The 24972-nt window shown below is 68.4% G+C and carries 23 protein-coding genes; 9 read left to right on the top strand and 14 right to left on the bottom strand.

The genetic code is table 11. The features are described 5' to 3' along the window. Positions 1-63: 63 nt before the first annotated feature. Both H7J06_RS16350 and lon read left to right on the top strand, forming a co-directional pair. Positions 64-702 carry a VC0807 family protein gene (locus H7J06_RS16350; protein WP_264040014.1) on the top strand — a complete coding sequence of 213 codons (639 nt, stop codon included), beginning with the start codon at positions 64-66 and terminating at the stop codon, positions 700-702. A 65-nt stretch (positions 703-767) separates the two neighbouring features. Further along, positions 768-3089, top strand: a complete 2322-nt coding sequence (lon, locus tag H7J06_RS16345) for an endopeptidase La (RefSeq protein ID WP_264040013.1) — start codon at positions 768-770, stop codon at positions 3087-3089. A gap of 101 nt (positions 3090-3190) precedes the next feature. Here the strand turns inward: lon and H7J06_RS16340 are convergent, their stop codons facing one another. Further along, complete coding sequence (locus tag H7J06_RS16340; RefSeq protein WP_264040012.1) at positions 3191-3502, bottom strand: hypothetical protein; 312 nt, start codon at positions 3500-3502, stop codon at positions 3191-3193. Positions 3503-3693: 191 nt separating this feature from the next. On the opposite strand from H7J06_RS16340, the gene H7J06_RS16335 reads away from it, so the two are divergent. From H7J06_RS16335 to H7J06_RS16315, 5 genes are all read left to right on the top strand, one after another. Continuing rightward, positions 3694-4716 (top strand): LLM class flavin-dependent oxidoreductase, encoded by a 1023-nt coding sequence (locus tag H7J06_RS16335; RefSeq protein ID WP_264040010.1) that lies wholly within the window; start codon positions 3694-3696, stop codon positions 4714-4716. 12 nt (positions 4717-4728) lie between these two features. After that, positions 4729-5061: a TfoX/Sxy family protein gene (locus tag H7J06_RS16330; protein WP_264040009.1), complete on the top strand. Its 333-nt coding sequence runs from the start codon at positions 4729-4731 to the stop codon at positions 5059-5061. Positions 5062-5097: 36 nt separating this feature from the next. After that, complete coding sequence (locus H7J06_RS16325; RefSeq protein ID WP_264040127.1) at positions 5098-5742, top strand: HhH-GDP family DNA glycosylase; 645 nt, start codon at positions 5098-5100, stop codon at positions 5740-5742. Between the two features lie 224 nt (positions 5743-5966). Beyond that, complete coding sequence (locus H7J06_RS16320) at positions 5967-6587, top strand: hypothetical protein (protein ID WP_264040008.1); 621 nt, start codon at positions 5967-5969, stop codon at positions 6585-6587. After that, positions 6587-9763, top strand: coding sequence for a helicase HerA domain-containing protein (locus tag H7J06_RS16315; protein ID WP_264040007.1), 3177 nt, complete (start codon positions 6587-6589; stop codon positions 9761-9763). Before H7J06_RS16320 ends, H7J06_RS16315 begins: the two co-directional genes overlap by 1 nt. A 75-nt stretch (positions 9764-9838) precedes the next feature. On the opposite strand, the gene dctA is transcribed toward H7J06_RS16315, so the two are convergent. The 12 genes from dctA to H7J06_RS16255 all read right to left on the bottom strand — a co-directional run bounded on the left by dctA (position 9839) and on the right by H7J06_RS16255 (position 22139). Next, positions 9839-11206, bottom strand: a complete 1368-nt coding sequence (dctA, locus tag H7J06_RS16310) for a C4-dicarboxylate transporter DctA (RefSeq protein ID WP_264040006.1) — start codon at positions 11204-11206, stop codon at positions 9839-9841. A gap of 64 nt (positions 11207-11270) precedes the next feature. Beyond that, entirely contained in the window at positions 11271-11624 is a 354-nt protein-coding gene (locus tag H7J06_RS16305; protein ID WP_264040005.1) for a VOC family protein, read from the bottom strand. A 94-nt stretch (positions 11625-11718) separates the two neighbouring features. Next, positions 11719-12768 (bottom strand): sugar ABC transporter xylitol/L-sorbitol-binding protein XypA, encoded by a 1050-nt coding sequence (xypA, locus tag H7J06_RS16300; RefSeq protein WP_264040004.1) that lies wholly within the window; start codon positions 12766-12768, stop codon positions 11719-11721. Between the two features lie 47 nt (positions 12769-12815). Further along, positions 12816-13865: a substrate-binding domain-containing protein gene (locus tag H7J06_RS16295; RefSeq protein WP_264040002.1), complete on the bottom strand. Its 1050-nt coding sequence runs from the start codon at positions 13863-13865 to the stop codon at positions 12816-12818. A gap of 52 nt (positions 13866-13917) precedes the next feature. After that, the gene (locus H7J06_RS16290) at positions 13918-14958 is read right to left on the bottom strand and encodes an ABC transporter permease (protein WP_264040001.1); all 1041 of its coding nucleotides are present in this window, start codon (positions 14956-14958) and stop codon (positions 13918-13920) included. Next, positions 14955-16496, bottom strand: coding sequence for a sugar ABC transporter ATP-binding protein (locus H7J06_RS16285; RefSeq protein ID WP_264040000.1), 1542 nt, complete (start codon positions 16494-16496; stop codon positions 14955-14957). The genes H7J06_RS16290 and H7J06_RS16285 overlap by 4 nt, the downstream gene beginning before the upstream one ends. Continuing rightward, positions 16493-17572, bottom strand: a complete 1080-nt coding sequence (locus H7J06_RS16280) for a zinc-dependent alcohol dehydrogenase (RefSeq protein WP_264039999.1) — start codon at positions 17570-17572, stop codon at positions 16493-16495. Before H7J06_RS16280 ends, H7J06_RS16285 begins: the two co-directional genes overlap by 4 nt. Continuing rightward, on the bottom strand, positions 17566-18333 hold the full coding sequence (locus H7J06_RS16275; protein ID WP_264039998.1) for an SDR family NAD(P)-dependent oxidoreductase: 768 nt from the start codon (positions 18331-18333) through the stop codon (positions 17566-17568). Before H7J06_RS16275 ends, H7J06_RS16280 begins: the two co-directional genes overlap by 7 nt. Positions 18334-18347: 14 nt before the next feature. Beyond that, positions 18348-19376 carry an NAD(P)-dependent alcohol dehydrogenase gene (locus H7J06_RS16270; protein WP_264039997.1) on the bottom strand — a complete coding sequence of 343 codons (1029 nt, stop codon included), beginning with the start codon at positions 19374-19376 and terminating at the stop codon, positions 18348-18350. Continuing rightward, positions 19373-20011 (bottom strand): beta/alpha barrel domain-containing protein, encoded by a 639-nt coding sequence (locus H7J06_RS16265; RefSeq protein WP_264039996.1) that lies wholly within the window; start codon positions 20009-20011, stop codon positions 19373-19375. The genes H7J06_RS16270 and H7J06_RS16265 overlap by 4 nt, the downstream gene beginning before the upstream one ends. Beyond that, positions 20008-21492: a xylulokinase gene (xylB, locus tag H7J06_RS16260; RefSeq protein ID WP_264039995.1), complete on the bottom strand. Its 1485-nt coding sequence runs from the start codon at positions 21490-21492 to the stop codon at positions 20008-20010. Before xylB ends, H7J06_RS16265 begins: the two co-directional genes overlap by 4 nt. Continuing rightward, positions 21489-22139, bottom strand: coding sequence for an SIS domain-containing protein (locus H7J06_RS16255; RefSeq protein ID WP_264039994.1), 651 nt, complete (start codon positions 22137-22139; stop codon positions 21489-21491). Before H7J06_RS16255 ends, xylB begins: the two co-directional genes overlap by 4 nt. A 134-nt stretch (positions 22140-22273) precedes the next feature. Here H7J06_RS16255 and H7J06_RS16250 point away from each other — a divergent pair, with 134 nt between their 5' ends. Both H7J06_RS16250 and H7J06_RS16245 read left to right on the top strand, forming a co-directional pair. Beyond that, on the top strand, positions 22274-23194 hold the full coding sequence (locus H7J06_RS16250; protein WP_264039993.1) for a sugar-binding transcriptional regulator: 921 nt from the start codon (positions 22274-22276) through the stop codon (positions 23192-23194). A 35-nt stretch (positions 23195-23229) separates the two neighbouring features. Continuing rightward, positions 23230-23964, top strand: a complete 735-nt coding sequence (locus H7J06_RS16245; protein WP_264039992.1) for a GolD/DthD family dehydrogenase — start codon at positions 23230-23232, stop codon at positions 23962-23964. Between the two features lie 3 nt (positions 23965-23967). Here H7J06_RS16245 and H7J06_RS16240 read toward each other — a convergent pair whose 3' ends face one another. Next, positions 23968-24969 (bottom strand): LacI family DNA-binding transcriptional regulator, encoded by a 1002-nt coding sequence (locus H7J06_RS16240; RefSeq protein ID WP_264039991.1) that lies wholly within the window; start codon positions 24967-24969, stop codon positions 23968-23970. Positions 24970-24972: the final 3 nt, after the last annotated feature.

Below are 24972 nucleotides of genomic sequence, written 5' to 3'. Positions count from 1 at the left end.
CGGGTACGCCGCCGACTATTCCCTCACAGGCGCCGGTCAGGTGCCGTGGCTAGAGTGGCCGTGGTGACAGAACCGGCTTCCGCCCAGCGCCGTTCGATGCGTCCGCTGTTCCAGACGATCCTGCTCGACGTGGCACCTCCCCTGCTCGCCTACTACGGACTACGGGCGTTGGGGGTCTCCGAGTACGTCGCCCTGCTGTCGGCGACCGTGCTGTCGGGGGCGCGGGTCGTATACGGCGTGGTGAAGAGTCGACGACTCGACCCCTTCGCCGTCTACCTGCTGCTGACCTTCGGACTGAGCCTGGCCGTCGGCCTGGCCACCACCGACCCCAAGCTCATCTTGATCGGCAACACGTTCGTCAACGGCATCGGCGGCCTGCTCTTCCTCGGCAGCTGCGTCGTCGGTACGCCGCTGACCCAGGTGGTCGGCGAACGCTTCCGACCCGCCGGGGAGGCCGACCCGACGCCGGACGAGAGCAGGCGGATCCGCCGCGTGCACGTTCGGCTCTCGGCGATGTGGGGCGTCGGCCTGCTGGTCGAGGTGGCCATTCGGCTCGTGGTCATCGCGCACCTGTCCGTCGACGCCGCCAACGGCGTGAACTCGGCGATCACCATTCCGGTCATCGGGCTCCTCGTGCTGGCGACCGTCGTGGTCGGCCGCCGGGCCTCGGCGGCCGCCGAGGCTGCTGCCGCTGCCGCCTAGCACCCTGGGAACAAACCGCCCCCACGCATAGTTGAGCGCATCAGGCTGAACTTTGAAGGAGTCTGATGTCTGAAAACATCGCAGTGCCCGTGCTCTTCGTCAGCGAGCCGATCGTGCTGCCAGGAATGGTCGTCCCCATCGAACTGGACGACGCTGCGCGGACCGCGGTCGACGCCGCCCAGGCGAGTGAGAGCGGCAAGCTGCTGATCGCGCCCCGGCTCGAGGACCGCTACCCCACCTACGGCGTAATCGCGTCCATCGTGCAGGTGGGACGCATCCCCGGCGGTGGCGCCGCCGCCGTCGTCCGCGGTGAGAAGCGGGCCCACATCGGGTCCGGCACCACCGGTCCCGGTGCCGCCCTGTGGGTCGAGGTCACCGAGGCCGCCGACGCCGAGCCGACCGACGAGACCAAGGCGCTGGGCGCCGAGTACAAGAAGCTGCTGCTGGCCATGTTGCAGCGCCGAGAGGCGTGGCAGATCGTCGACGTGGTCAACAAGATCAGCGACCCGTCGGCGCTGGCCGACACCGCCGGTTACGCGTCGTACCTGACCGACGTGCAGAAGCGGCAGCTGCTGGAGACCGAGGACGTGGCCGAGCGGCTTCGCAGCCTCGTCGAGTGGACCACCGAACACCTGGCCGAGGTCGAGGTGAACGACAAGATCGCCGACGACGTCCGCAGCGGCATGGAGAAGACGCAGAAGGAGTTCCTGCTGCGCCAGCAGCTGGCCGCGATCCGCAAGGAGCTCGGCGAGGGTGAGCCCGAGGGGTCCGATGACTATCGGGCCAAGGTCGAGGCTGCCGAGCTGCCCGAGAAGGTGCGCGAGGCCGCGCTGCGCGAGGTCGGCAAGCTGGAACGCTCCAGCGAGCAGAGCCCCGAGGGTGGCTGGATCCGGACCTGGCTGGACACCGTGCTCGACCTGCCGTGGAACGTGACGACCGAGGACTCCACCGACCTGTTGTCGGCGCGGGAGATCCTGGACGCCGACCACCACGGGTTGGACGACGTGAAGGACCGCATCGTCGAGTACCTGGCCGTGCGGGCCCGCCGCACCCAGCGAGGGCTGCAGGTCGTCGGGGGGCGTGGCTCCGGTGCCGTGATGGTGCTGGCTGGCCCTCCCGGTGTCGGCAAGACGTCACTGGGTGAATCAGTGGCACGGGCGCTGGGCCGCAAGTTCGTTCGCGTCGCCCTCGGCGGCGTGCGCGACGAGGCCGAGATCCGCGGACACCGGCGCACCTACGTCGGCGCTCTACCCGGGCGGCTGGTTCGGGCCATCGGCGAAGCGGGTTCGATGAACCCCGTCGTGCTGCTCGACGAGATCGACAAGGTGGGTTCGGACTACCGGGGCGATCCGAGCGCGGCTCTTCTCGAGGTGCTGGACCCGGCGCAGAACCACACGTTCCGCGACCACTACCTGGATCTCGACCTGGACCTGTCCGACGTCGTGTTCCTGGCGACGGCCAACGTCATCGAGAACATCCCGTCGGCCCTGCTGGACCGGATGGAGCTGGTGCAGATCGACGGCTACACCGAGGACGACAAGGTGGCCATCGCCCGGGACTTCCTGTTGCCGCGGCAGCGGGACCGCGCGGCGCTGACGCCCGAGGAGGTGTCGGTGACCGACGACGCGCTGCGCAAGATCGCCGCGGACTACACCCGTGAGCCCGGCATGCGTCAGTTCGAGCGGCTGCTCGCCAAGGCGCTGCGCAAGGCGACCACGAAGTTGGCGGTCGATCCGCAGAACCTCGTCATCGACGAGCCGGATCTGGTTGCCTACCTTGGGCGTCCGCGCTTCACCCCGGAGTCCGAGGAACGCACCGCGGTGCCCGGCGTGGCGACCGGCCTGGCCGTCACGGGCCTGGGTGGCGACGTGCTCTTCATCGAGGCGAACTCGAACTCCGGCGACGCCGGCCTGCAGTTGACCGGCCAGCTGGGTGACGTGATGAAGGAGTCGGCGCAGATCGCGCTCTCCTACGTCAAGGCGCACGCCGAGCAGTTGGGCGTCGACCGCGCGGAGCTGGATCGTCAGATCCACGTCCACTTCCCGGCGGGCGCGGTGCCGAAGGACGGCCCGTCGGCGGGCGTCACGATGGTCACGGCGCTGGTGTCGATGGCCACCGGCCGCAAGGTTCGCGGTGACGTCGGCATGACCGGTGAGGTCACGCTGAACGGTCGGGTGCTCCCGATCGGCGGGGTGAAGCAGAAGTTGCTCGCCGCGCAGCGCAACGGGTTGAAGACGGTGTTCATCCCGGCTCGCAACGAGCCGGACCTGGACGACGTCCCAGCCGAAGTGCTCGACGCGCTGGACGTCCGGCCGATGACCGACGTCGCCGACATCGTCGCGCAGGCGTTGGAGCCAGTGGCCGATGCGGCGACCGTCGCCGCCTGATCGATGGCACGAACAGCGGGGTCGACTACCGTCGGCCCCGCTGTCGTGCGCCGAACCGGCGGTGCAGCTGCTGTTTGGACACGCCAAGCACGGTGCCGATCTCACCCCAGGAGTAGCCGGCGGTGCGAGCCTCCAGGAGCGTCGTCATACCCCTCGCGGGCGTCCATCAGCGCCTCGCGAGCTTCCGAGAGTCGTCGCAAGCTGCGGCCGTCGAGCAATTCCGCCATGACGGGATCGTGCTTGGCGGGCTCTGCGGAGTAGCCGTCGTCGAAGTCGTCATAGTCGTCGGGATCGTCGGTCCCTGTGGCGCCGGATTCGGTTGCGTCAAGGACGATTCCGAACTCCTCGGCCGTGCGACGGCGAATCTCCGCGATCTCGGGGTCGTTGTCCCACCACGGTGTCGGTGTCGTCACGTGCGCAGTATGCGACGCCGGGGTGACGCCGTGACTGGCTCGCGCCCGTCCGCCACACCCACCCCGAACCACACCACATCCCCACACCCGTCATCATTCGATGACGAACGTCAACAAAACCTGACGGCCCCCACCGCCACACCCACCCTAGATCACCCCACAACCACGGCAATGGATACGGAGACCACCTGATGCCCAGACGCGGAGAACCGTTGCGCAAGCTCGGGTTCCTGACCATCGGTCGATTCGACGACGCCAACCCCGGCCCGGGAATCGAGGAGACCCTGCAGGTCATCGAGCGCGCCGAGGCCCTGGGCTTCGACAGCGTGTGGCTGCGCGACCGGCACCTGCAACCCGGCATCTCGAGCCCGGTGGCGATCATGGCCGCGGCCAGTCAGCGCACGTCGCGCATCGAGCTGGGCACCGCCGTCATTCCGCTTGGCCTGGAGAACCCGTTCCGGCTGGCCGAGGATCTGGCCACCGTCGACGTGCTGTCCGGCGGTCGCGTCAATCCGGGTGTCTCGGTGGGTACTCCGATGATGTACGACCATTACAAGACGGCGCTCTACCCCGACACCCACGACGTGGAGGACTTCTCCAAGGAGCGGGTGCTGCGGCTGTTGCGCGCGCTGCGCGGTGAGCCGGTCAGCGACTTCGAGGGCGTCGTCGGCATCGAACGCTTCACCCGTCGCGTCCAGCCGCACTCCCCCGGCCTTGCCAACCGGGTGTGGTACGGCGGCGGGCTGGAATCGGCGAAGTGGGCCGGCGCGCAGGGCGTCAACTACCTGACGAGTTCGGTGGTCAGCATCGAGGGCACCGAGTCGCGCGACTTCGCCACCATCCAGGGCGAGCAGATCGACGCCTACCGCGCCCACCACCCCCGGCCCGAAAGCGCCCGGGTGTCACAGGGACTGGTCGTCATCCCCACCGATTCCGCGACCGACGACCAGATCCGGCGCTACCGCGAATACGCGGCAAGCCGGTTCGAGCGCACCAAGGCTCCGCAGGGACCGAAGGGCATGCTGTTCTCCCAGGACTACGTCGGTACGTCCGACGAACTTGCCGACCAGCTGTTCGAGCACGCCGGATTCCAGCGCGCCGACGAAATTGCCTTCGCGTTGCCCTTCTCCTTCGAGGAGGCCGACTACAGCCAGATCGTCGCCGACCTGGCTGAAAAGCTCGGGCCACGGCTGGGCTGGACGCCCGCGACGTGAGAACCTCGGACGGTGGCCTATGACGAGGACCTGGCGCACCGTGTCCGGGAACTGCTCGCTGGGACTGCAGGCGTGCAGGAGAAGCGGATGTTCGGCGGTCTGGCGTTCATGGTCGGCGGCAACATGGCCGTGTGCGTCAGCGGCAAGGGCGGGTTAATGGTCCGCGTCCCCACCGAGGAGACCGACGCGCTGCTCGAACGCGCGCACGTCGAGCCGATGGTGATGGCCGGGCGTGAGACGCGCGGCTGGATTCGCGTCGACACCGCCGGTGTGGCGACCAAGCGGCAACTGCGCACGTGGGTCGACAAGGGCGCTCGCTACGCCGAAGGACTTCCCGCGAAGTAGCGGTTGGCCGCCATCGTCCTCGGGTATGCCCGCGCCATGGCGCAGAACGACTCTCGCCGCGGCGACATCGCCAAGCGGCTACTGAAGGAGGCGGGCACCACCTACGCCCGCGAGGCAGGCATCACGCTCAAGGACACCCCGATGCCGCTGTTCGAACTGCTGGTCCTGTGCATGCTGGCCAGCAAGCCCATCGACGCGGGCGTCGCGGTCGCCGCCGCCCGCGAGGTGTTCCACGCCGGCCTGCGCACGCCGGAAGCCGTCCGCGACGCCGACCGCAAGACCATGATCGACGCGTTCGGACGCGCCGGGTACGCCCGCTACGACGAGAGTTCGGCCACCCGGCTCACGGAGATGGCGCAGACCGTCGGTGACGAGTACGGTGACGACCTGCGCAAGCTCGCCGACGCCGCCGACGGGGATTCGGCCGCCGCGGCCAAGCTGCTCCAGCAATTCAAGGGCATCGGGGCGACCGGGTCCGACATCTTCCTGCGCGAGGTGCAGGACACCTGGACGTGGGTGCGGCCCTACTACGACGAGCGGGCGCGCGACGCCGCCAAACAGCTTGGCCTGCCGACCGATCCGCAGGAGTTGAGCGCACTCGCCGCAGGCCGGGACGCCGATTTCGCCGCCGCTCTGGTCCGGGCGTCGCTCGACGACGACCTGCGCGCCGCCGTCGTCTGACCCCTACGCGGCGCGTAGGACACAATGGGTGCGATACGACGACGGTGCAGGAGGTCGGGTGAGTTCAGCGGCATGCGGGCTACCGCTGTCGTCGACCCGCCTCCCCGCCGGGGCCCCCGTCGTCATTCGCCATCAGCTCCCCCGTGCCGTGTCGTCGGCCAAGGACGTGGTTGACGTCATCGAAAGTCTGTTGTCACAGAAGAGACCAATGAAGGGAATCTGCCTTGAGCGTCGCCCCCGATGAACTCACCGGCACCGAGCAAGCCGTGCTGCTGGTTCTGATGGCCGAAGCGCGCCCCGTCCGTAACCCCGACCTCGCCGCACTGGGCCCCAGGCTGCCCAAGCCCAACCGGGAACGGCTGATCGAGAAGGGGTTGGTCGAGATCACCGCGACGAAGCCGGCGATCACGCTAGACCTGACCGACCGGGGTTGGAAGACGTGCGCGGCCCTCATCGGTGCTGAGGCACCTGAGCGCGCCACGGGTCCGGGCAAGGCGCTCTACACCGTGCTCGGCGCGCTGCGGCGGTACTTCGATCGGGCGGGCCTTGCCCCCGCCGACGTCTTCACTGCGCTGGACGACGAGGTGGACGTCGAGGGGCAAGTCCGGGCCGCGTACGTCACACTGGCGGCTCGCGCTGGAGGCTGGGTGGACCTGGTGCGACTGCGCGCCGAACTGCCCGACGTGTCCAAATCCGAGTTGGACCGCGCGCTGACGCAGATGCAGCGCACACCGGGCGTCAGCCTCATTCCCGAGGAGAATCAGAAGACGCTGACCGACGAGGACCACGCGGCCGCCGTCGAGATCGGCAACCGGGCTCGGCACCTGATCGCGATCGACTCGTGATGGATCCTGCGGCACGCGACGCCCTCAAGTCCCTTCGCCTGTCCTTCGCGCCGTCGGCTGACGATCTGTGGAACGCCCAAGGCGCCTTCCACGTCCCGGGCATTCACGACAAGGCGCTCGAGCAGGTGATGGACGCGTTCGCCGACGCCGACCGGCACCCAGAATCCAGCCCGCTGGGTGTGGTCGTGCGCGGCACGGCAGGCTCCGGCAAGACCCATCTGCTGGGCCAGGTCCGCGAACGGGTTCAGGCCGGCGGCGGGTTCTTCTTCCTGTTGCAACTCCTCGACGCCACCAGCTTCTGGGAGTCGGCGCGAAGCAGCATTCTGGAGAGTCTCGGCAGGCCGGCTCGGGACCGCGAAACCCAGCTGAAGCAACTGCTGTGGGAACTTGCATCGGTGGCTCACGTTTCCCGCGCCGACCGTCGAGCCGTCTCCGGGGAGGACGAACTGACACCGGAGGTGCTCAGCACCTTCCTCAACGCTCTCCACAAGGCGGCACCGCAGACGGTCCGCCAAACCCAGCACACCCTGCGCGCCCTCACTCTGCTCGGCGCCGACGATCTCGGTATCCAGGACATCGGGCAGGCCTACCTCAACTCCGCAGAAGACGTGGACGACACCGGTCGCAGGCATTGGGCGATCGGGGTGTCGACGTTGACGCCACAGGAATGCGTGCGGGACATCTCGCGCTTGGTCGCTCTTGCCGGCCCGTCGGTGATGGCGATCGATCAGATCGACACCCTGCTGGCGCAGTCCGCCACGTCGACGGGTGGCCGCGATGACGGCGCCACCGACAACCGCGATCTGGAGCACGTCGCGCATGGGCTCATGTCGATCCGCGAGACGATGCGCCGCACCGCAGAGGTGGTGGCCTGCTTGCCGTCGGTGTGGGAGTCGATCCGATCGAGGGCAACGGCCACGGTGGCGGATCGGTTCCGCGAAACCGCGCCGCTGCACGAACTTCCGAGTGCCGACATCGGCCGGGCCATTCTCGAACGCCGGTTCACCGCGAGCTACCGGGCCGTCGACTTCACGCCGCCCTACCCGAGTTGGCCTATTCTGCCGTCGGCGTTCGACGACGCGCAGCAATACACCCCACGACGACTGCTTCAGCGCGCCGACGCCCATGTCCGCGCATGCCTCGATCGCGACGTGGTCGAGGAGCTGGCCCACCTCAGTGCGCCTGCCGACTCGGGGCAACCCGCACCCGTCGACGCACCGTTGGAGACGACCGATCTGGACCGTTTGTTCGCCGACTTCCGCAGGCGAGCGGTCGGTGCGGCGGCTCTGGATCCCGAGGGCGAGGACATCACGGTGCCAGGCCTGCTGTCGGCCGCGTTGGACGCGTGGATCATCGAACGCGGCGACGTCGAGCAGACGTTCGCACTCGACCCGCCTCCGGGCAAGCAGGTTCCGTTGCACGGCAGACTTCGGCAGCGCCTCGACGCGGCGACCGACGACGAACGGCACTGGGCATTCCGGGCGATCGCGAGCGGTAACGCCATCGCGGTCCAGAATCGGATCAAGAACGCCTGTGTCGCAGCTGGTTTCGGCAGCAACGCGGACAAGCGTCAGCTGTTCCTTCTGCGGAACGCCCCGTGGCCGGGTGGCGCGAAGACGGCGGAGGTGGTCGCCGCATTTGGGGAGTCCGGTGGTCGCACGCTCACGCTGTCGGATGACGATCTGCGTACCGCATCGGCGCTGCGCGATCTCATCGCCGACGACCATCCCGACCTCGTCGGATGGTTGACGAGCCGTAAGCCCGCACATGGGCTGGGTTTCCTGCGCGAGGCGCTCGGCGACGAGGCTGGACCCGAGGCGGCCGAGATCCCCACGCCGTCGGCGGTTCCCGAACCCGAGCCGATCCCCGAGCCGGAGCGCGAGCCGTGGGCCAAGCGGTTGACGAAGGACGCCCCCCGCGACCACGCCAACAGCACGGCGATTCCCCTCGGCGTCGACGACGCCACCGGGCAGCCGCTCAGCGTGGAGTTGCTTGCCCTGCGCAAGCACACCGCCATCTTCGCGGGATCGGGATCGGGCAAGACGGTGCTGATCCGTCGGCTGGTCGAGGAGTGCGCCCTTCGCGGGGTGTCGTCGATCGTGTTGGATCCCAACAACGACCTGGCGCGGCTCGGCGTGCCCTGGACTGAACACCCCAGCGGTTGGCGGGCGGCCGACTCGGCATTGGCCGCTGACTACTTCGACCACACCGAAGTGGTGGTGTGGACGCCGCGTCGCTCAGCCGGACGACCGCTGTCCTTTCAGCCGCTTCCCGACTTCGCCAGCGTCGTCGACGATCACGACGAATTCAACGAGGCAGTCGAATCCGCCTTTGCGGCAATGGAACCCCACGCCCACATCGCGGGCAAGACCCCCAAGGCCAACCAATCGCGAGCGGTGCTTCGAGAAGCGCTGCAGTGGTACGGCCGGCGGCCGTCGCCCACGCTGACCGGCTTCCTCGGCGCACTCGCCGATCTGCCCGACGGCGTCAGCGTCATCGCGAATGCCCGTGACCGGGGCGCGGAGTTGAGCCAGAACCTGCGCGCGGCCATGGTCAACGACCCGATGTTCGGTGGCGGTGGCGCCCCGGCCGACCCCGGCGCACTGCTGACTCCGTCGGACGGCTACCGCGCCAGGGTGTCGGTGATCAGCATGGTCGGACTGTCTGACGGAACGCAGCGCGAAGGGTTCGTGAACCAACTGCAAATGGCGCTGTTTGCCTGGATCAAGCGCAATCCCGCCGGCGACCGACCGCTCGGTGGTCTGCTGGTGATGGACGAGGCGCAGAACTTCGCGCCCTCGGGCCGAACCACGGTGGCGACGCGCAGCACGTTGGCGCTGTCGTCGCAAGCCCGTAAGTACGGGTTGGGGTTGGTCTACGCCACCCAGGCGCCGAAGGGCCTGAACCCGAACATTCCCGGCAACGCGGCAACGCAGTTGTTCGGACTGCTGAATGCACCCGTCCAGATCGCCGTCGCCAAGGAGATGGCGCGGGTCAAGGGCGGCCTGGTACCCGACATCAGCAGACTGCGGGCCGGAAACTTCTACGCGGCGCTCGAAGGCACTGCCTTTCACAAGATCACGGCGCCGTGGTGCCTGTCCCAGCACCCGCACAGTCCGCTGACCACCGAGGAAGTGCTGGAGCTGGCGAGACGACCGCTGGGCCCGATGCCCTGACCCCGAGCGTGGGCCTTACGCTCGAACTTTCGCGAATTCGCGTGCACGAGGCCCACGCTCGACGCGGGTGTAGCCCTAGCGTGACGACACGACGACGTCGGGAACGTCCTCGGCCTCGGCCTCGACGGGTTCGGTCACGTCGCCGCGGAGCACGGCGCTCATGCGCTCGGAGTCCAACTGGCCCTCCCAGCGCGCCACCACGATGGTCGCCACGCAGTTGCCGAGCAGATTGACCGACACCCGCATCGAATCCATGATCCGGTCGGCGCCGAGCAGCAGCGCCACCGCGGCCACGGGAATCGCTCCGTGCCCGATGGCGGCCACGGTCGCCGACAACGCCAGGAACGACGACCCGGGTACGCCAGCCATGCCCTTGGAGGTCAGCATGAGCACCAGCACGGCCGTGATCTGCTCGCCGAGGCTCAGGTCGACGCCGAGCGCCTGCGCCAGGAACAGTACGCAGATGGACAGGTACAGGGTGGCACCGTCGAGGTTGAAGGAGTATCCGGTTGGGACCACCAAGCCCGTTGTGGTGCGCGAACATCCGGCGAAGATCAGCTTGTCCATGATGCGTGGCAGCACCACTTCGGTGGAGGCCGTTCCCAACGCGAGGAACAGCTCGTCCTTGATGTAGACCACGAAGCGCCACAGGTTGACGCCGGCGAGGAACCACACGATCACCCCGAGCACCAGGATGAACAGCGCGGCCCCGAGATAGCAGGCGCCGATCAGCTTGGCGTAGCTGCCCAACGACGAGATGCCGTACTGACCGATGATGTACGCCATCGCCCCGAACGCCGCCAGCGGCGCCAGCTTCATGATCCATCCGATGATGGTGAACAGCAGGCTGCTGAGGTGTTCGATCAGCTCGAAGACCACCGGCGGACCGTGCTCACCGAACTTGGCGAGCGCCAACCCGAAGAGCACCGCAAAGAAGAGGACCTGCAGCAGCTGATTCTCCGCGAAGGCCGAGAACACCGACGTCGGAATGATGTTCAGCAAGAACTCCACGGTGTGGGGCAGTTCCCCGCTCCCGGTCTTCTTGGCGACGGCGTCGGCCCCGGAGGCCAGCGTCTGAGGATCGATGTCGAAGCCCGCGCCGGGTTTGACGACGTTGGCGATCACCAGTCCGAACAGCAGCGCGAAGGTGGTGACGACCTCGAAGTAGATCAGGGCCTTGACCCCGATGCGGCCGACGGACTTGAGATCGCCGACGTGCGCGATCCCGATCACCACCGTGCAGAAGATGATTGGGGCGATCAGCATCTTGATCAGCTTGATGAAGGCGTCGGCGACCGGCTTGAGATCGGCACCGAACGAGGGCCAGAGCCAGCCGACCAGGATGCCCGCGACGATGGCGACCAGGAGTTGGGTGAACAGCGACGTGTACCACCGCGAGCGCGGCGGGGCGTCGACGGTCGTGGTCGTGGGTGAGTCAGTCATCGACAACACGTACCCAAGTCACGTGTCGGCGCGATGAGACGGGCGTAACGGCGACGCTACGTGATCAGTACTCCACGCGGAAGTTGCCGATCAGCCGAATGAGATTGCCGTCCGGGTCGGCGATCGTCGAGAGTTCGACGCCCTTGTTCACGGCCTCGATCTCGCCGGGCCTCAGCCCGCGGTCCGCGGCCTCGGCGACGTGCGCCGCCAGATCGTCGACGGCGAAGTTCACCAGGCCGGAGCCGGCCCGCTCGGAGTCGACGAACACCTGCACCCAGCCGCCGGGGACCACCTGCCACTCGACGAGCACCGGCATGGGGTTGTTGTCGGGTGCGCGACCGAAGAGCTTCTCGTAGAAGGCCTTCGCCGTGTCCAGGTCGGTGACGGGGACGACGGCCAGCACGTGTTCAAAGGTCATGTCGGTACGGACCGCCCAGGGCGCGAGAACTCATCGCGAGCGACGACACGGGGCCGGCCACGGACGTGACCGGCCCCGCGTCGTCGGACCTGCGTTACGGCTGCTTCTGTCCCGGAATGCCCTCGTAGGCGATGTCGCCGGTCTTGAGGTTCTGGGCGGTCAGCTCGCCGAGTCCGTCGAGGAACTTCTGGCGCTCGGTGACGACGTGCTGGATGGCGACGTCGACGTTGTCCTTGGTGATGGCGGGCATCACATAGACCGGCGCCTTGTTGACCTCTTCCTTCTTCACCAGCGCGTTGGCCACCGCCAGACCGGCGGACAGCTCCACGGTGCCGTTCTGCAGCGACGTGCCGATGAACTCACCGCTCTTGACGGCGTTGAGGCCGTCCTCGATGCCGTCGATGCCCACGATCGGCACGTCGGTGCGGTTGGCTTCCTTCAGCGCCTGCAGGGCGCCGAGGCCCATGTCGTCGTTCTGGGACACGACGCCGTTGATCTGCGGCCCGAAGCTGGAGATCCAGTTCTTCATCTTGTTGACCGCTTCGTCGCGCTTCCAGTTCGCGGTGTCCTTGGCCAGCACCTTGATGTCCGGGTACTTGGCCAGCACCTGGTCGATGCCCTTGCCGCGGTTGATCTCACCGGAGCCGCCGAGCGGGCCCTGCAGGATGACGATGTTGCCCTTGCCGCCGAGGCGGTCGGCCATCATCTGCATCTCCTGCGCGCCGGCAGCCACGTCGTCGGGCTGCACGTTGCCCGCCAGGTCGGGGCTGTCCAGCGCGGCGTTGACGGCCAGCAGCGGAATGCCCTTGGACTTCGCCGTCGCGATCTGCGGGCCGAGCGAATCCGCCTGCACCGGAACGACGATGATGGCGGCGACACCCTGGTTGATCAGCGAGTCGACCTGGCTGGCCTGGGTGGACACGTCGTTGTTGGCCGAGTTCCACACCAATTCGATGTTGTTGGCCTTGGCATAGGTGTCCATGCCCTCCTTGCCGGCGGTGATGAACGAGCTCATGTCGTACACCGTGACGCCGATCTTCGTGGTGCCGCTGTTGGCGTCGGTGTCACCGGCGCCGCAGGCGGTCATGCCGAGTGTCAGCGCGCCAGCCGAGGCGATGACGCCCAGCTTCGTGGTCAATCTCATACGTGTTCTCTCCAGTCGTCGTACGAATTGGGTTGTGGGACGAGTTCTTACGGTTGCTTCTGACCGGGAATTCCCTCGTAGGCGATGTCGCCGGTCTCGAGGTTCTTCTTGGTCAGCTCGGACAGTCCGGCCAGGAATTCGGCGCGCTTGGTGACGACGTGCTCGATCGCGACGTCGACGTTGGCCTGCGTGATCGCCGGCATGATGTAGACCGGGTTGGTGTTGACCTGCTCCTTCTTGGCCAGCGCGTTGGCGACCGCCAGACCCGCGGAGAGCTCGACGGTGCCGTTCTGCAGCGAGGTGCCGATGAACTCACCGCTCTTGACCGCGTTCAGGCCGTCCTCGATGCCGTCGATGCCCACGATCGGCACACCGGTGCGACCGGCCTCCTTGAGCGCCTGCAGCGCACCGAGGCCCATGTCGTCGTTCTCGGCGACCACGCCGGTGATCTGCGGTCCGAAGCCCGAGATCCAGTTCTTCGTCTTGTTGACGGCTTCGTCGCGCTTCCAGTTCGCGGTGTCCATCGCCAGCACCTTGATGTCCGGGTACTTCGCGAGCACGTTCTGAATGCCCTTCGTGCGGTCGAGTTCGCCGGACTGGCCGAGCGGACCCTGCAGCACGACGATGTTGCCCTTGCCGCCGAGCTTGTCGGCCATCATCTGCATTTCCTGCTCACCGGCCTTGACGTCGTCGGGCTGCACGTTGGCGGCGATGTCCTTGCTGTTGAGCGCTGCGTTGACCGGGACCAGCGGGATGCCCTTGGCCTTCGCCGACGCCACCTGCGGGGCGAGCGAATCAGCCTGCACGGGAACGACGATGATCGCGGAGACGCCCTGGTTGATCATCGAGTCGACCTGCGTGGCCTGGGTGGAGACGTCGAGGTTGGCCGAGTTCCACACCAACTCGATGTTGTTGTCCTTGGCGTACTGGTCCATGCCCTCCTTGCCCGCGGTGATGAACGAGCTCATGTCGTACACCGAGACGCCGATCCGGATCTTGCCGCTCTGGGACTCGGTGTCGCCCGCGCCGCACGCGGTCAAGCCCAAGCCCAGCACCCCCGCCGAGGCGATGGCGACGAACTTCGTTGTCAGTCTCATCTGGTCACTCACTCTCATTCGTTGTCGTGAAGCAGTTCTCTAGGACGAGGGATTACGTTCTTCGCCGCGTCGACCAGACGTCGACCGCGACCGCTGCGACGATCAGCACACCCTTGATCACGTCCTGCCAGTAGGCGGGCACGACGAGGATGTCCAAGCCGTTGTTCAGCGTCTGAATGATGAACAGGCCCAGCACCGTTCCCCAGATGGTGCCGCGGCCACCCATCAGGCTGGCGCCACCGATGACGACCGCCGCGATGGCGTCGAGCTCGTAGCCCTGCCCGAGGTTGGGTGGTCCCGAGATGACGCGGGAGGCCAGCATGACCCCGGAGATGCCCGCCAGCAGACCCGAGAGCGCATACACGCTGAAGAGCACGTTCTTGGCGTTGATGCCGGCGATCTCGGCGGCGTTGCGGTTGCCGCCAACGGCGTAGACGCGCATGCCGTAGGTGGTCCGCTTCATCACGATCGCCAGCACGATGATGCCGAGGATCATGACGACGACCGGGATGGTGAGACCGAAGATCTTGGTGTTGGCGATGGAGCCGAATTCGGCGGGCAGGCCGTTGATCGGGGCGCCGCCACCGATCACGTAGGCCAGACCCGAGCCGGCCGTCAACGTACCCAAGGTGGCGATGAACGGTGGCACGTTGATGCGCGACACCATGATTCCGTTGAGCGAGCCGACCGCCAGACCGACGAGCATGGCCACGCCGACGGTCATCCACACCTGGCCCGGGTTGGCCTTCGCGGTCGCCGCACCCGCCATGGCGGACACGGCGATCACCGAGCCGACCGACAGGTCGATGCCGCCGGTGAGGACCACGAGCGTCTGCCCCAGCGCGATCAGCGCGAACGGCGCCGCCGCGACCAGGATGGTGAGCAGGTTGTCCACGGTGCCGAAACGCGCACTGCGGTAACTGAAGTAGGCGATCACCAGCAGCATGATGATGACCATCGAGTAGCGCAGCGCGATGCCGCCGATCCACTCACGGGAGAACAGCCGCACGGGCTCCCCCGTGATCGGCGACGTGACGACCGGTGTGCTACCGGACGGCTCCGGGGTCGTGTCGGTGTCGACTGGGGTGGTCACGATTGTTCCTCCGGGTCGGGATGTTGGACGTGTGTGGGTCCGTCGAGTGCAGTCGCCATCCGGAACACGGATTCCTGCACCGCCGGATGGTCGAGGGCGTCGCGGTCGAGCTCGCCGACGAAGGTGCCGTCGCGCATGACGAAGGCCCGGTGGGACAGCCCGATGATCTCCGGCATGTCCGACGACGCCATCAGCACCGCCATGCCGGCTTCGGCGAATTCGGTGATGATGCGGTAGATCTCGCTGCGAGCACCGACGTCGACCCCGCGGGTCGGTTCGTCGAGCAGCAGCACGTTGACGTCGCCGGTCAGCCAGCGGGCCAATACGACCTTCTGCTGGTTGCCGCCCGAGAGGGTGCCGACGAGTTGGCCCATTCCGCTGCTGCGCAGCCGCACCGACTTCATCACGTCGGACACGGCCGTCGTGCGGGACTTGCCCTTGAGCCAGCCCGCGACGCTGAACGACGACAGCCGCGGCAGCGACCCGTTGTCGAGCACGCTCATCGACAGCACGACACCGGAGATCTTGCGGTCCTCCGGCACCATCGCCATACCCGCGGTGATCGCGGCGGCCGGCGAGTTGCGCTTGACCTTGGCGCCCCGCACGACGATCTCACCGGAGCTGGTGTGCCGAGCCCCGAAGATGGCCTCCAGCAATTCGGTTCGCCCCGCGCCGACCAGCCCGGCCAGACCGACGATCTCCCCCGACCCGACGGTGAACGACACCGGTTCGGAGGCGCCGTCGACGTGCAGGTCGCGGACCTCGAGCACGGCGTCGGACTTGGGTGCGACCCGATCCGGGAACAATCCGTTGAGTTCGCGGCCGATCATCGCGGTCACGATGTCGTCGTCGGAGACCTCGGTGAGCAACTTGTCGAGTATCAGTCCACCGTCTCGAAGCACCACCACGCGGTCGGCGATGGCCCGGATCTCGGCCATCTTGTGAGTGGTGTAGACCATCGCGACGCCGTGCTCGCGCAGCCGCCGGACGATGCCGTACAGCCCCTCGACCTCGCGTTCGGAGATGGCCGAGGTCGGCTCGTCGAGCATGACGACCTGAGCTCCCGTGCGGGCCGCCTTGACGATCTCCACGATCTGGCGCAGACCGACCGGCAGGCTGCCCATCCGGGCGGTGGGCGAGATGTCCACGCCGAACACCGCCAGGGCTTCCTTCGCCTCGCCGATCATCGCCTTGCGGTTCAGGAACGGTCCGGTCTTGATCTCCCGTCCCACGAACAGGTTTTCATAGACCGTCATGTCCTCGATGGACGCCAGCTCCTGAGGGACGATCGCCACGCCGTGGCGGACCGCGTCGCGCGGGTTGCCGGGAGCCAGATGGGTGCCCGACACCGACACCGTGCCGGCGTCGGCGCTGTACTGGCCGCTGACGATCTTCATCAGCGTCGACTTGCCCGCGCCGTTCTCACCGGCCAGCGCGGTGACCGACCCGGGTTCCAGGTCGAGGGTGATGCCCTTGAGCACCGGGACCCCGCCGAAACTCTTGGTGATGTCGGCACATTCGAGGATGGCTGAACTCATCTCACACTCCCCGTCGCTTCGCTCGCCCCACCGATCGTCACCAACACCTTCACGTTCTCCGGGTCCATCGAGGCACCAAACGCCTCGGCGGAATGTTCGAAGTCATAGCGGGCCGTGATGATCTCGTCGACCGGGACGGCACCCGAGGCGAGCATTTCCATCGCGGCGGTGTAGTCCTCGCGGACGTACATCAGGCTGCCGATCAGCGCGATCTCCCGGTCCTGGATCAGGTCGAGTCGCACCGGGACGGCACCCGCAGCGACGCCGACGACCATCACGGCACCGCCCTTGTCGACCAACTCGATCGCCTGGCCCACCGAGCTCTCCCTGGCCACGCAGTCCACGACGACGGCCGCCGGACCGCCGAGCAGGGCCAGCGCCGAGGCGACCGCATCCGGTGCGGTGGGGTCGAACGTGCCAGCAGCGCCCAGCCTTTCGGCGCGCTCGCGCTTGGAGGCCAACAGGTCGGCGACCACGACCCTTGCGCCTGCGTTGCGCAGCGCCAGCAGCACGAACAGCCCGATGGGACCGGCACCGATCACCACGACGGGACGGTCCCGCAGGTCGCCGACCGTCTCGGCGGCCCGACGAACGGCGTGCACCGGGGTGGCCAGCGGTTCGATCAGGATGGCGTGGTCGTCGTCGAGTTCGGGATCCAGGGCGATCACCCGGTCGACGGCGACGGTGAAGCTGTCGGCCAGGCCGCCGGGCGTCTGGCAGCCAAGAACCAGTAGCTCCTGACAGATGTTGTACCGACCGGCCCGACACTGCGTGCAATGCCCGCAGGCGAGGTTCGGCTCGACGACGACGCGGGCGCCGAGCCACGCGTCGTCGACCCCGGCGCCGACGGCGTCGACGACACCGATCACCTCGTGCCCGGGGCGGTACGGCAGGTCGATGAACGGATGGTGGCCGCACGCGGCGTGGGTGTCCGACCCGCAGATGCCGACGACGGTGCCGCGGATGCGGACCTCGCCGGCCTCGGGACCGGTCTCGGGAACGGTTTCGAAGACGACGTCGTCGATGGCGTTGACGACGACGCGGCGGTTGGCCCCGGGGGCGGCCGGGCTCACCATGCGGTGTACCCGCCGTCGGCGACCAGCACCGACCCCGTGATGAACGACGCGGCGTCGCTGGCGAGGAAGACCACGCTCGGGGCGATCTCCTCGGGCATCGCATAGCGCTGCTGGGGTGCGTCGTCGATCCAATACCGCTTGAGATCGGGTCGGTCGACGGGCGCCATCTCGGTCTTGCAGTAACCGGGCGCCAGGGCGTTGACGCGGATGCCCAGCGGACCCCATTCGGCCGCAAGCGATTTGGTCAGGTGGTGCACCGCAGCCTTCGACGCGTTGTACGCCGGCTGCATCTGTGGCCGGTTCACGATGAGCCCGGACATCGACCCGATGTTGACCACCGAGCCCGATCCGCGCTCGCGCATGTGGGCGCCCACGGCGAGCGAGCAGGCCCACAGCGCCTTGACGTTGAGGTCGAACACGTCGTCCCACTGCTCCTCGGTGACGTCCCACGAGTCGGCGTGATAGCAGGTGCCGGCGTTGTTCACCAGGACGTCGACGTGTCCGAGTGCCTCGATGGCCTCTGCCGTCATCCGCGCCACGTCCGCCGAGTTGGTGATGTCGGCGGTGATCGGATGGAACGTGTGCCCGGCGGCGGCAGCCTCGGCGACCACCTTCTCGTTGCGCTCGGCGCTGCGGCCGGCGATCGCCACGGTGGCACCCGCGTCGGCGAGACCGAACGCGAACGCCCGCCCGAGCCCCTGGTTTCCGCCGGTGACCAGGGCGGTGCGGCCGGTCAGGTCGAATGGTGAGCGCTTGGTCACGAGGGCACTGTCCTTCACTTCGGGACGACGATCGACTTGAGGCTGGCCGGGTCGGTGTCGCTGTCGAGGGCCTCGCCGACGTGCTCGAGGTCGTATCGCCCGGTCACCATCCCGTCGAGGTCGACGGCCCCCGAGTTCACCAAATGGATTGCCGCGGGCCAGGTGTCGGTGTAGCGGAACACTCCGGTCACGTTGATCTCCATGTTCTGGATGTGGCCGATCGGCAACGGGTAGTCGCCGGAGCCCATGCCGACCAGCACGACGTAGCCCGCCGGGCCGACGGCCTTGATGCCGCTCGTCACCGCCGGCGCGGCGCCACTGGCGTCGACGAACGCGTCGACCTGAGGATCGAGTGCGGCGACGTCGTCGACCATCGGGTCGAGGACTTCGGTCGCGCCGAAGCGCAGCACGGCCTCGCGCCGGGACTCGAGCGGATCCGATACGACGACGCGAGAGGCGCCGAAGGCGCGTGCGGTCTGTGCGCAGATCACGCCGATCGGGCCGGCGCCCGCGATCAGCACCGAGGTGCCAGGCGCGACGTGTGCCTTGCGCATCGTGGTCACGGCAACCGACAGCGGCTCGAGCAGCGCGGCGGCCTCGTCGGACATGGAATCCGGTACCGGGTGGGCGAATTCGGCGTCGATGACGACGTAGCGGCAGAACGCGCCGTCGATCGGCGGGGTGGCGTAGAACTCCATGTACGGGCACAGGTTGTACCGCCCGGCCATGCACTGCTTGCACCGGCGGCACGGGTGCTGCGGCTCGACGGCCACCCGCTGTCCGACCCGGGTGGGGTCGACCTGGTCGCCGACGGCGGAGATGCGGCCCGACAATTCGTGGCCGAGGATCATCGGGGCTTCGACGACGAAGTCGCCGATGCGACCGTGGCGGTAGTAGTGCACGTCGGAGCCGCAGACGCCGACCGCGGCCACCTCGACGAGGACCTCGTGGGGTCCCGGCGTCGGGACGGGTCGGTCCTCGATCTGCAGCGTGCCGACGCCCGTCATCACACTGGCGCGCATCGTGTTGGTATCGGTGGTCATATCGCTTCCCTTCGTTCTGAGGTCAAGAGAGCCCGGCCGACGATCATCTGGCTGACGCCCGCGGCCGCGCACAGGGGCGCGATCTCCTCGGTGACGCCACCGTCGACGGCGACGGGCAGTGGGGATCTGGTGGTGCAGGCGGTGACCAGACTCAGTCGCTCGAGTCGGCACCGGTCCTTGGTGCCGGGTTCGATCAGCATCACCAGGACGCCGTCGGGCTCGGCGGGCCACTGCGGGTCGGTGAGGCCGTCCCATTCCCGCCAGACCGCGATCCACGCCGCGCCGCCGGCGGCGCGGATGGCATGGGTCCGCTCGGCGGTGAAGGCCTCCCACGGCAGGAACACCACCCCCGGGTGGAGCGCGAGGATCTTCGGGAGCACCGCGTCGACGAAGTCGGCGGAGCCGATCAGGTGCACACCGATCCGCGCGCGGTCGACGCTGCTCGAAATCATCTGCAGCTCGGCCAGACTCACGCCAACGGGCAAGCCCTCCGAGGCCGCCATGACGTCGACGTGCACGTCGAGGCCGGTGTCGGCCAGGGTCTGCGCGGCGGCGACCCGGGAATCCGGCGTGGAGTAGACCGAGCCGGCCAGCAGACCGGGGAAGTCACGGTGCCACCCGTTGAGCGCGATCATCGGCCCGCTCCGTCGAGGATGGGTGACGCCGCCAGGGCCGCCCACCGGGCTCGCAGGCAGCTCAGATCGCGGCCGTGCTCGCGAGGTTCGACGCGGATCCTGGCCTCGGGCTGCCACCGCTTGGCCAGGTCGACCAGCCCGGCACGGTCGGCCTTGGTCGCCACCGCGGCGGCCTGGATGCAGGCGCCGCGTGCAGTTGCCTCGTCCACGTCGGGCAACGTGACCTCGTCGCCGAGCAGGTCGGCCAGCAGTTGCAGTGCCGCGGGCGAGCGCGTGCCGCCGCCGACGGCCGTTGCGGCGCCGCGCATTTCGACACCGCACGCCAGCAAGCTGTCACGACCGGACAGGAGTGAGAGCAGCGGGCCCTCCACGAAGGCGCGGGCGAGTTCCTCCCGGGTCGTCGACGACGTCAGGTCGGCGAAGGCGCCGCGGGCGTCGGGCCGGTCCGGGGTGCGCTCCCCGTCGAGGAACGGCACCAGGACGGGCCCCTGGGTGGGTCCGGCGGCCAGCGCCAACTCGGAGATGCCCGCCAGGTCGGTGCCCAACAACACCGCGGCCCGGTCGACGACCCGCGCGGCGTTGAGTGTGCTCATCAGGGGCAGATACCCGCCCGTCATGTCGGCCACGCCGTCCACGGCGCCGGTCGTGTCGAACACCGGCCCCCGCGACGACGTCGCCACCACGCCGGAGGTGCCGATGCTGAAGTACTGGTCGCCGTCGGTCAGCCCGAGACCGAGGTATGCCGCGTGCTGGTCGCCGCCGCCGGCCCCGACCACGACGTCGTCACCGATGCCGAGCAGGGCGGCCCGGGCCGGCAGCACCCGGCCCGCGGCGTCGGCGGGCCCGAGGACGGTCGGCAGTTTGGCAGCCCAGTCCCTGGCCCCGCCGGCCACCTCGAGGTACGACGGAATCCACTGTCCCTCAACGGCGTCGAAGTAGCCGGTGCCGGACGCGTCGGAGCGATCCGTCACCTTCTCCCCGGTCAGCCAGTAGGTGAGGTAGTCGTGCGGCAGGAGAATCGTCGCGACCCGGTCCAGCAGACCTGGTTCGTGCTCGGCGACCCAGGCAAGCTTCGCGATGGTGAAGGCGGCCGTCGGCAGCGTGCCGATCCGCATCACCCAGCGGCGCGCACCGATGCGCTCGACCAGGCGCGCCAGGTTGGGCGACCCGGTGGTGTCGTTCCAGAGCTTGGCGGCGCGGAGCACCTCGCCGTGTTCGTCGAGGAGTACCAAGCCGTGGCACTGCGCCGCGACGGAGATCGCGCGGACGTCGGGCTTCTCGTCGCACGCGGCGACGGCCTGATTCGCGGCCGCGACCAATGCGCCGACCCAGTCCCGCGGATGCTGTTCGCTCGACGGCGGAAAGGCGGGCGGGTGTGGCGCGGCGCCCGATCCGAGGATCCGCCCGGAGCCCAGGTCGCGGATCTCCACCTTGCACGATTGGGTCGACGAGTCGACGCCCATGACCGCCGGTGTCGTCATGCGCCGCGCACCACCGGTGCCGACTGGTCGCCGAGGACGCGCTGACCGACGCCGCCCGCGGGGTGACCGTCGACGACGTCGCCAAGTGTGTGCCCACGCATCGACATGGTCACCACCGCCACCGCGTCACTCCACGCGCCGACGGCGAGGGTGCTCGCCATCGCGATCATGTCGCCGGGATCGGCGCCGGCCGGCGTCGGCGGCAGCGCCGCGACGCTGCTCGCCGCGGCGGCGAAGGGCGAGTCGGGGCTCTCGGTGACGGCGACGACGTGGATGCCGCGGACGCCGAGTCGTTCGACGAGGCTGGTGAGTTCGCTGCTCTGGCCGGTCTTCGAGATCGCGACGACGAGGTCGGCCGGCGTGATCGCACCCATCCCGCCGTGCAGTGCGTCCATCGACGGGAGGTACACCGCGGGCGTTCCGCAGACCGACAGCAGATGCGCCATCCGCTCGGCCATGATTCCCGAGGTGCCCGAACCGGTCGTGACGACCTTGCCCGGCACGGCGATCATTCGGCGGGCGACGGCGACGACGGACGACTCGATCGTTCCGACGAGCGCACCGAGCGCGGCGGACTCCCGGGACAACACCTCGCCGGCGAGGTCGGCCAGGTCTTGGTCGTCAAGACCGTGGGCGTCGCTGCTCAACTGTCAACCTTGCTGCTCGTGAGTTTTCTTTGTGATGTGGATCATGCAATGGCTATGCTCACATGTCAACGTCTCTGCACATATGTGCAGAAGCGGTGTGAGCCTAACGGTTCAGGAATCACGGGAGGCGACCCATGGGGCCCGATGAGCTGTTCCAGCGCGCGGTGATCGCCCGTCGGTACTACCTCGAGGGGCGGACGCGGATCCAGATCGCCGAGGAGTTCGGGTTGTCCCGGTTCAAGGTCGCCCGAATGCTCGACGAGGCACTCGAATCGGGCATGGTGGAGATCAAGATTCACAATCCCGGCGCCGTCGACGTCGAACTGTCGACGGCCCTGCAGCGCCGGTATGGACTCGAGCACGCCTACGCGGTCTCGGCGGACTCCACCAACACCGCCGACCACGTCGACGCCGTCGCCAAGGCCATGGCCGAACTGCTGCAGTCGATCCTGCGCGACGGAGACGTCGTCGGCGTCGACTGCGGCCGCACCCTGACCCACATCGCGCCGTATCTGACCGCGTTGCCCCGCTGCGACGTCGTCCAACTCACCGGCATGGCGGGCGCCATCGCCTCCAACGGCACCGACCTCGTCCGACGGATCAGCGAGGTCAGCGGGGGCGACTCCTGGCCGCTGTACGCGCCGCTGGTCGTCACCGACGCCCGTACCGCACGGAGCCTCGGCGACACCCCGCAGATCCGCGAGACCACCGCGCGCCACTCGTCGGTCAGCTGCGCCATCGTCTCGGTCGGCGCGTGGACCGCGGGCGCGTCCCAGGTCTACGAGGCGTTGACCCACGAGGAGACCAGCGCCCTCGACGCGGCAGGCGTGTGCGCCGAAACCTGTGCGCTGCTGCTTGACGCGGACGGCCAGCGAGTGCCCGGGCTCGACGAGCGCCGGATGGGCATCGACGAATCGGTGTTGCGTGCGATTCCCACCAGGATCGCCATCGCGGCGGGCAAGGAAAAGGCCGCCGCCACCCAGGCCGTGCTCAACTCGGGCCTGGTGTCGTCGCTGGTCACCGACATCGACATCGCCACCGCAGTCCTCGCCTGATCATGCCCACCACCGACAAGGAGAGATTGAGAGACATGCCCGACGCAACCGAACCCACCGTGGACTTCGACTTCCGGCTGACCGATCGGGTCGCCCTGGTGACCGGCGGCGCCTCCGGAATCGGGGCGGCCATCGCGGCGGCCTTCGCGACCAAGGGGGCCACCGTCGCGATCGCGGACCTCGCCACCGACGACGGCTACACCTGTGACGTGTCCGATCCCACGTCGGTCGAGGCCACCGTGGACGCCGTCATCGCCGACCACGGCAGGGTCGACATTCTCGTCAACAGTGCCGGAATCGCCAGACTCGCACCGGCAGAGGAACTTTCGCTCTCGGACTGGGACTCGACGATGGCCGTCAACCTCAAGGGCACCTTCCTGATGTGTCAGACCGCCGGCAGACACATGCTCGCCGCGGGGCGCGGCGCGATCGTCAACATGGCCTCCCAGGCCGCGAGCGTCGCCATCGACGAGCACGTCGCCTACTGCGCCTCCAAGTTCGGCGTCCTCGGCATCACCAAGGTGCTCGCCACCGAATGGGCCGGCCGAGGCGTGCGGGTCAACAGCATCTCCCCCACCGTCGTGCTGACCGACCTCGGCATCAAGGCGTGGGACAACCCCAAGGGCGAGGCGCTCAAGAAGCTGATCCCCACCGGAAGATTCGCCTACCCGAACGAGATCGCGGCCGCGGCAATCTATCTCGCCTCCGATGCCGCTGCTATGGTGAACGGGGCGGACCTCGTGGTCGACGGCGGGTACACCATCAAGTAGACGTCACACCGCAGTCGAGGCGCGGGCCACCAGTTCAGGTCGGAACACCACCTGCCGGGGCTCGGCCACGCCCTCCTCCGCGGAGGCCAGCAGCAGGTCGAGCGCCGTCGTGCCGATGTCCGCACTCGGCTGGCGGATCGACGACAGTGCCACCGCCGCCGACCGCGCAAAGTCGATGTCGTCGTAGCCGATCAAGGCGACGTCGCCGGGAACGCTCACCCCGCCGCCGGCCAGACCCTGCAGCATGCCGATCGCCAACAGGTCGTTGGCACAGAAGACGGCGTCGGGCCGGCGATCGGCGGGGCGCTCGCACAGCAGTTCCCCGGCCGCGCGGCCCGCCAGCACACTGGGTTCGTCGGTGGCCACCACTTCCAGTGTCGCGCCCGGGAATTCGTCGACCGCCGCGCGCGCCCCCGCCAGTCGGTCCGCGACCTGGCGGAGACCCAGGGGACCCCCGACGTAGGCGATGCGCCGTCGCCCCCGTTCACACAGATGCGTCGCCGCGAGGCGACCCCCCGCGACGTCGTCGACCGCCACCGAGGCGAATGGCGTTCCCGTGCCGTCACGGTCGACAAGCACCACCGGCACGCCGCGTCGGTGCAGTGCGAGCAGGCGGTCGAGATCCTCACCCACCGGTGAGATCAGCAGCCCGAAGACGCGTTGCTCCTCGAACGTCTCCAGGTACGCGCGCTCGCGTCCGGGATCGTCGTCCGAGGTGCCCAACAGCACGATCAAATTGTGTTGTGCGGCACGGACTTCCGCGGACCGCGCCACGTCGGTGAAGAACGGGTTGCCCACGTCGAGGACCAGCAGCCCAACGCAGCGGGACCGACCGGCGCGCAGCTGCCGCGCGGCGTCGTTGCGCACGAAGCCCAGCTGCTCGATCGCCGCCTGCACCCGTGCGACGGTCGCGGGCGCCACCCGCTCCGGGGCGTTGAGCACGTTGGAGACGGTGCCGACGGACACCGACGCCGCCGCGGCGACGTCGCGAATTCCGGCGGCCACCGA

Origin of the sequence: Mycolicibacterium hodleri, from assembly GCF_025822245.1 — a bacterium.
Classification (GTDB): domain Bacteria; phylum Actinomycetota; class Actinomycetes; order Mycobacteriales; family Mycobacteriaceae; genus Mycobacterium; species Mycobacterium hodleri.
Note: the sequence above shows the minus strand (reverse complement) of the source record. Positions and strands in the feature narration are given on the sequence as shown.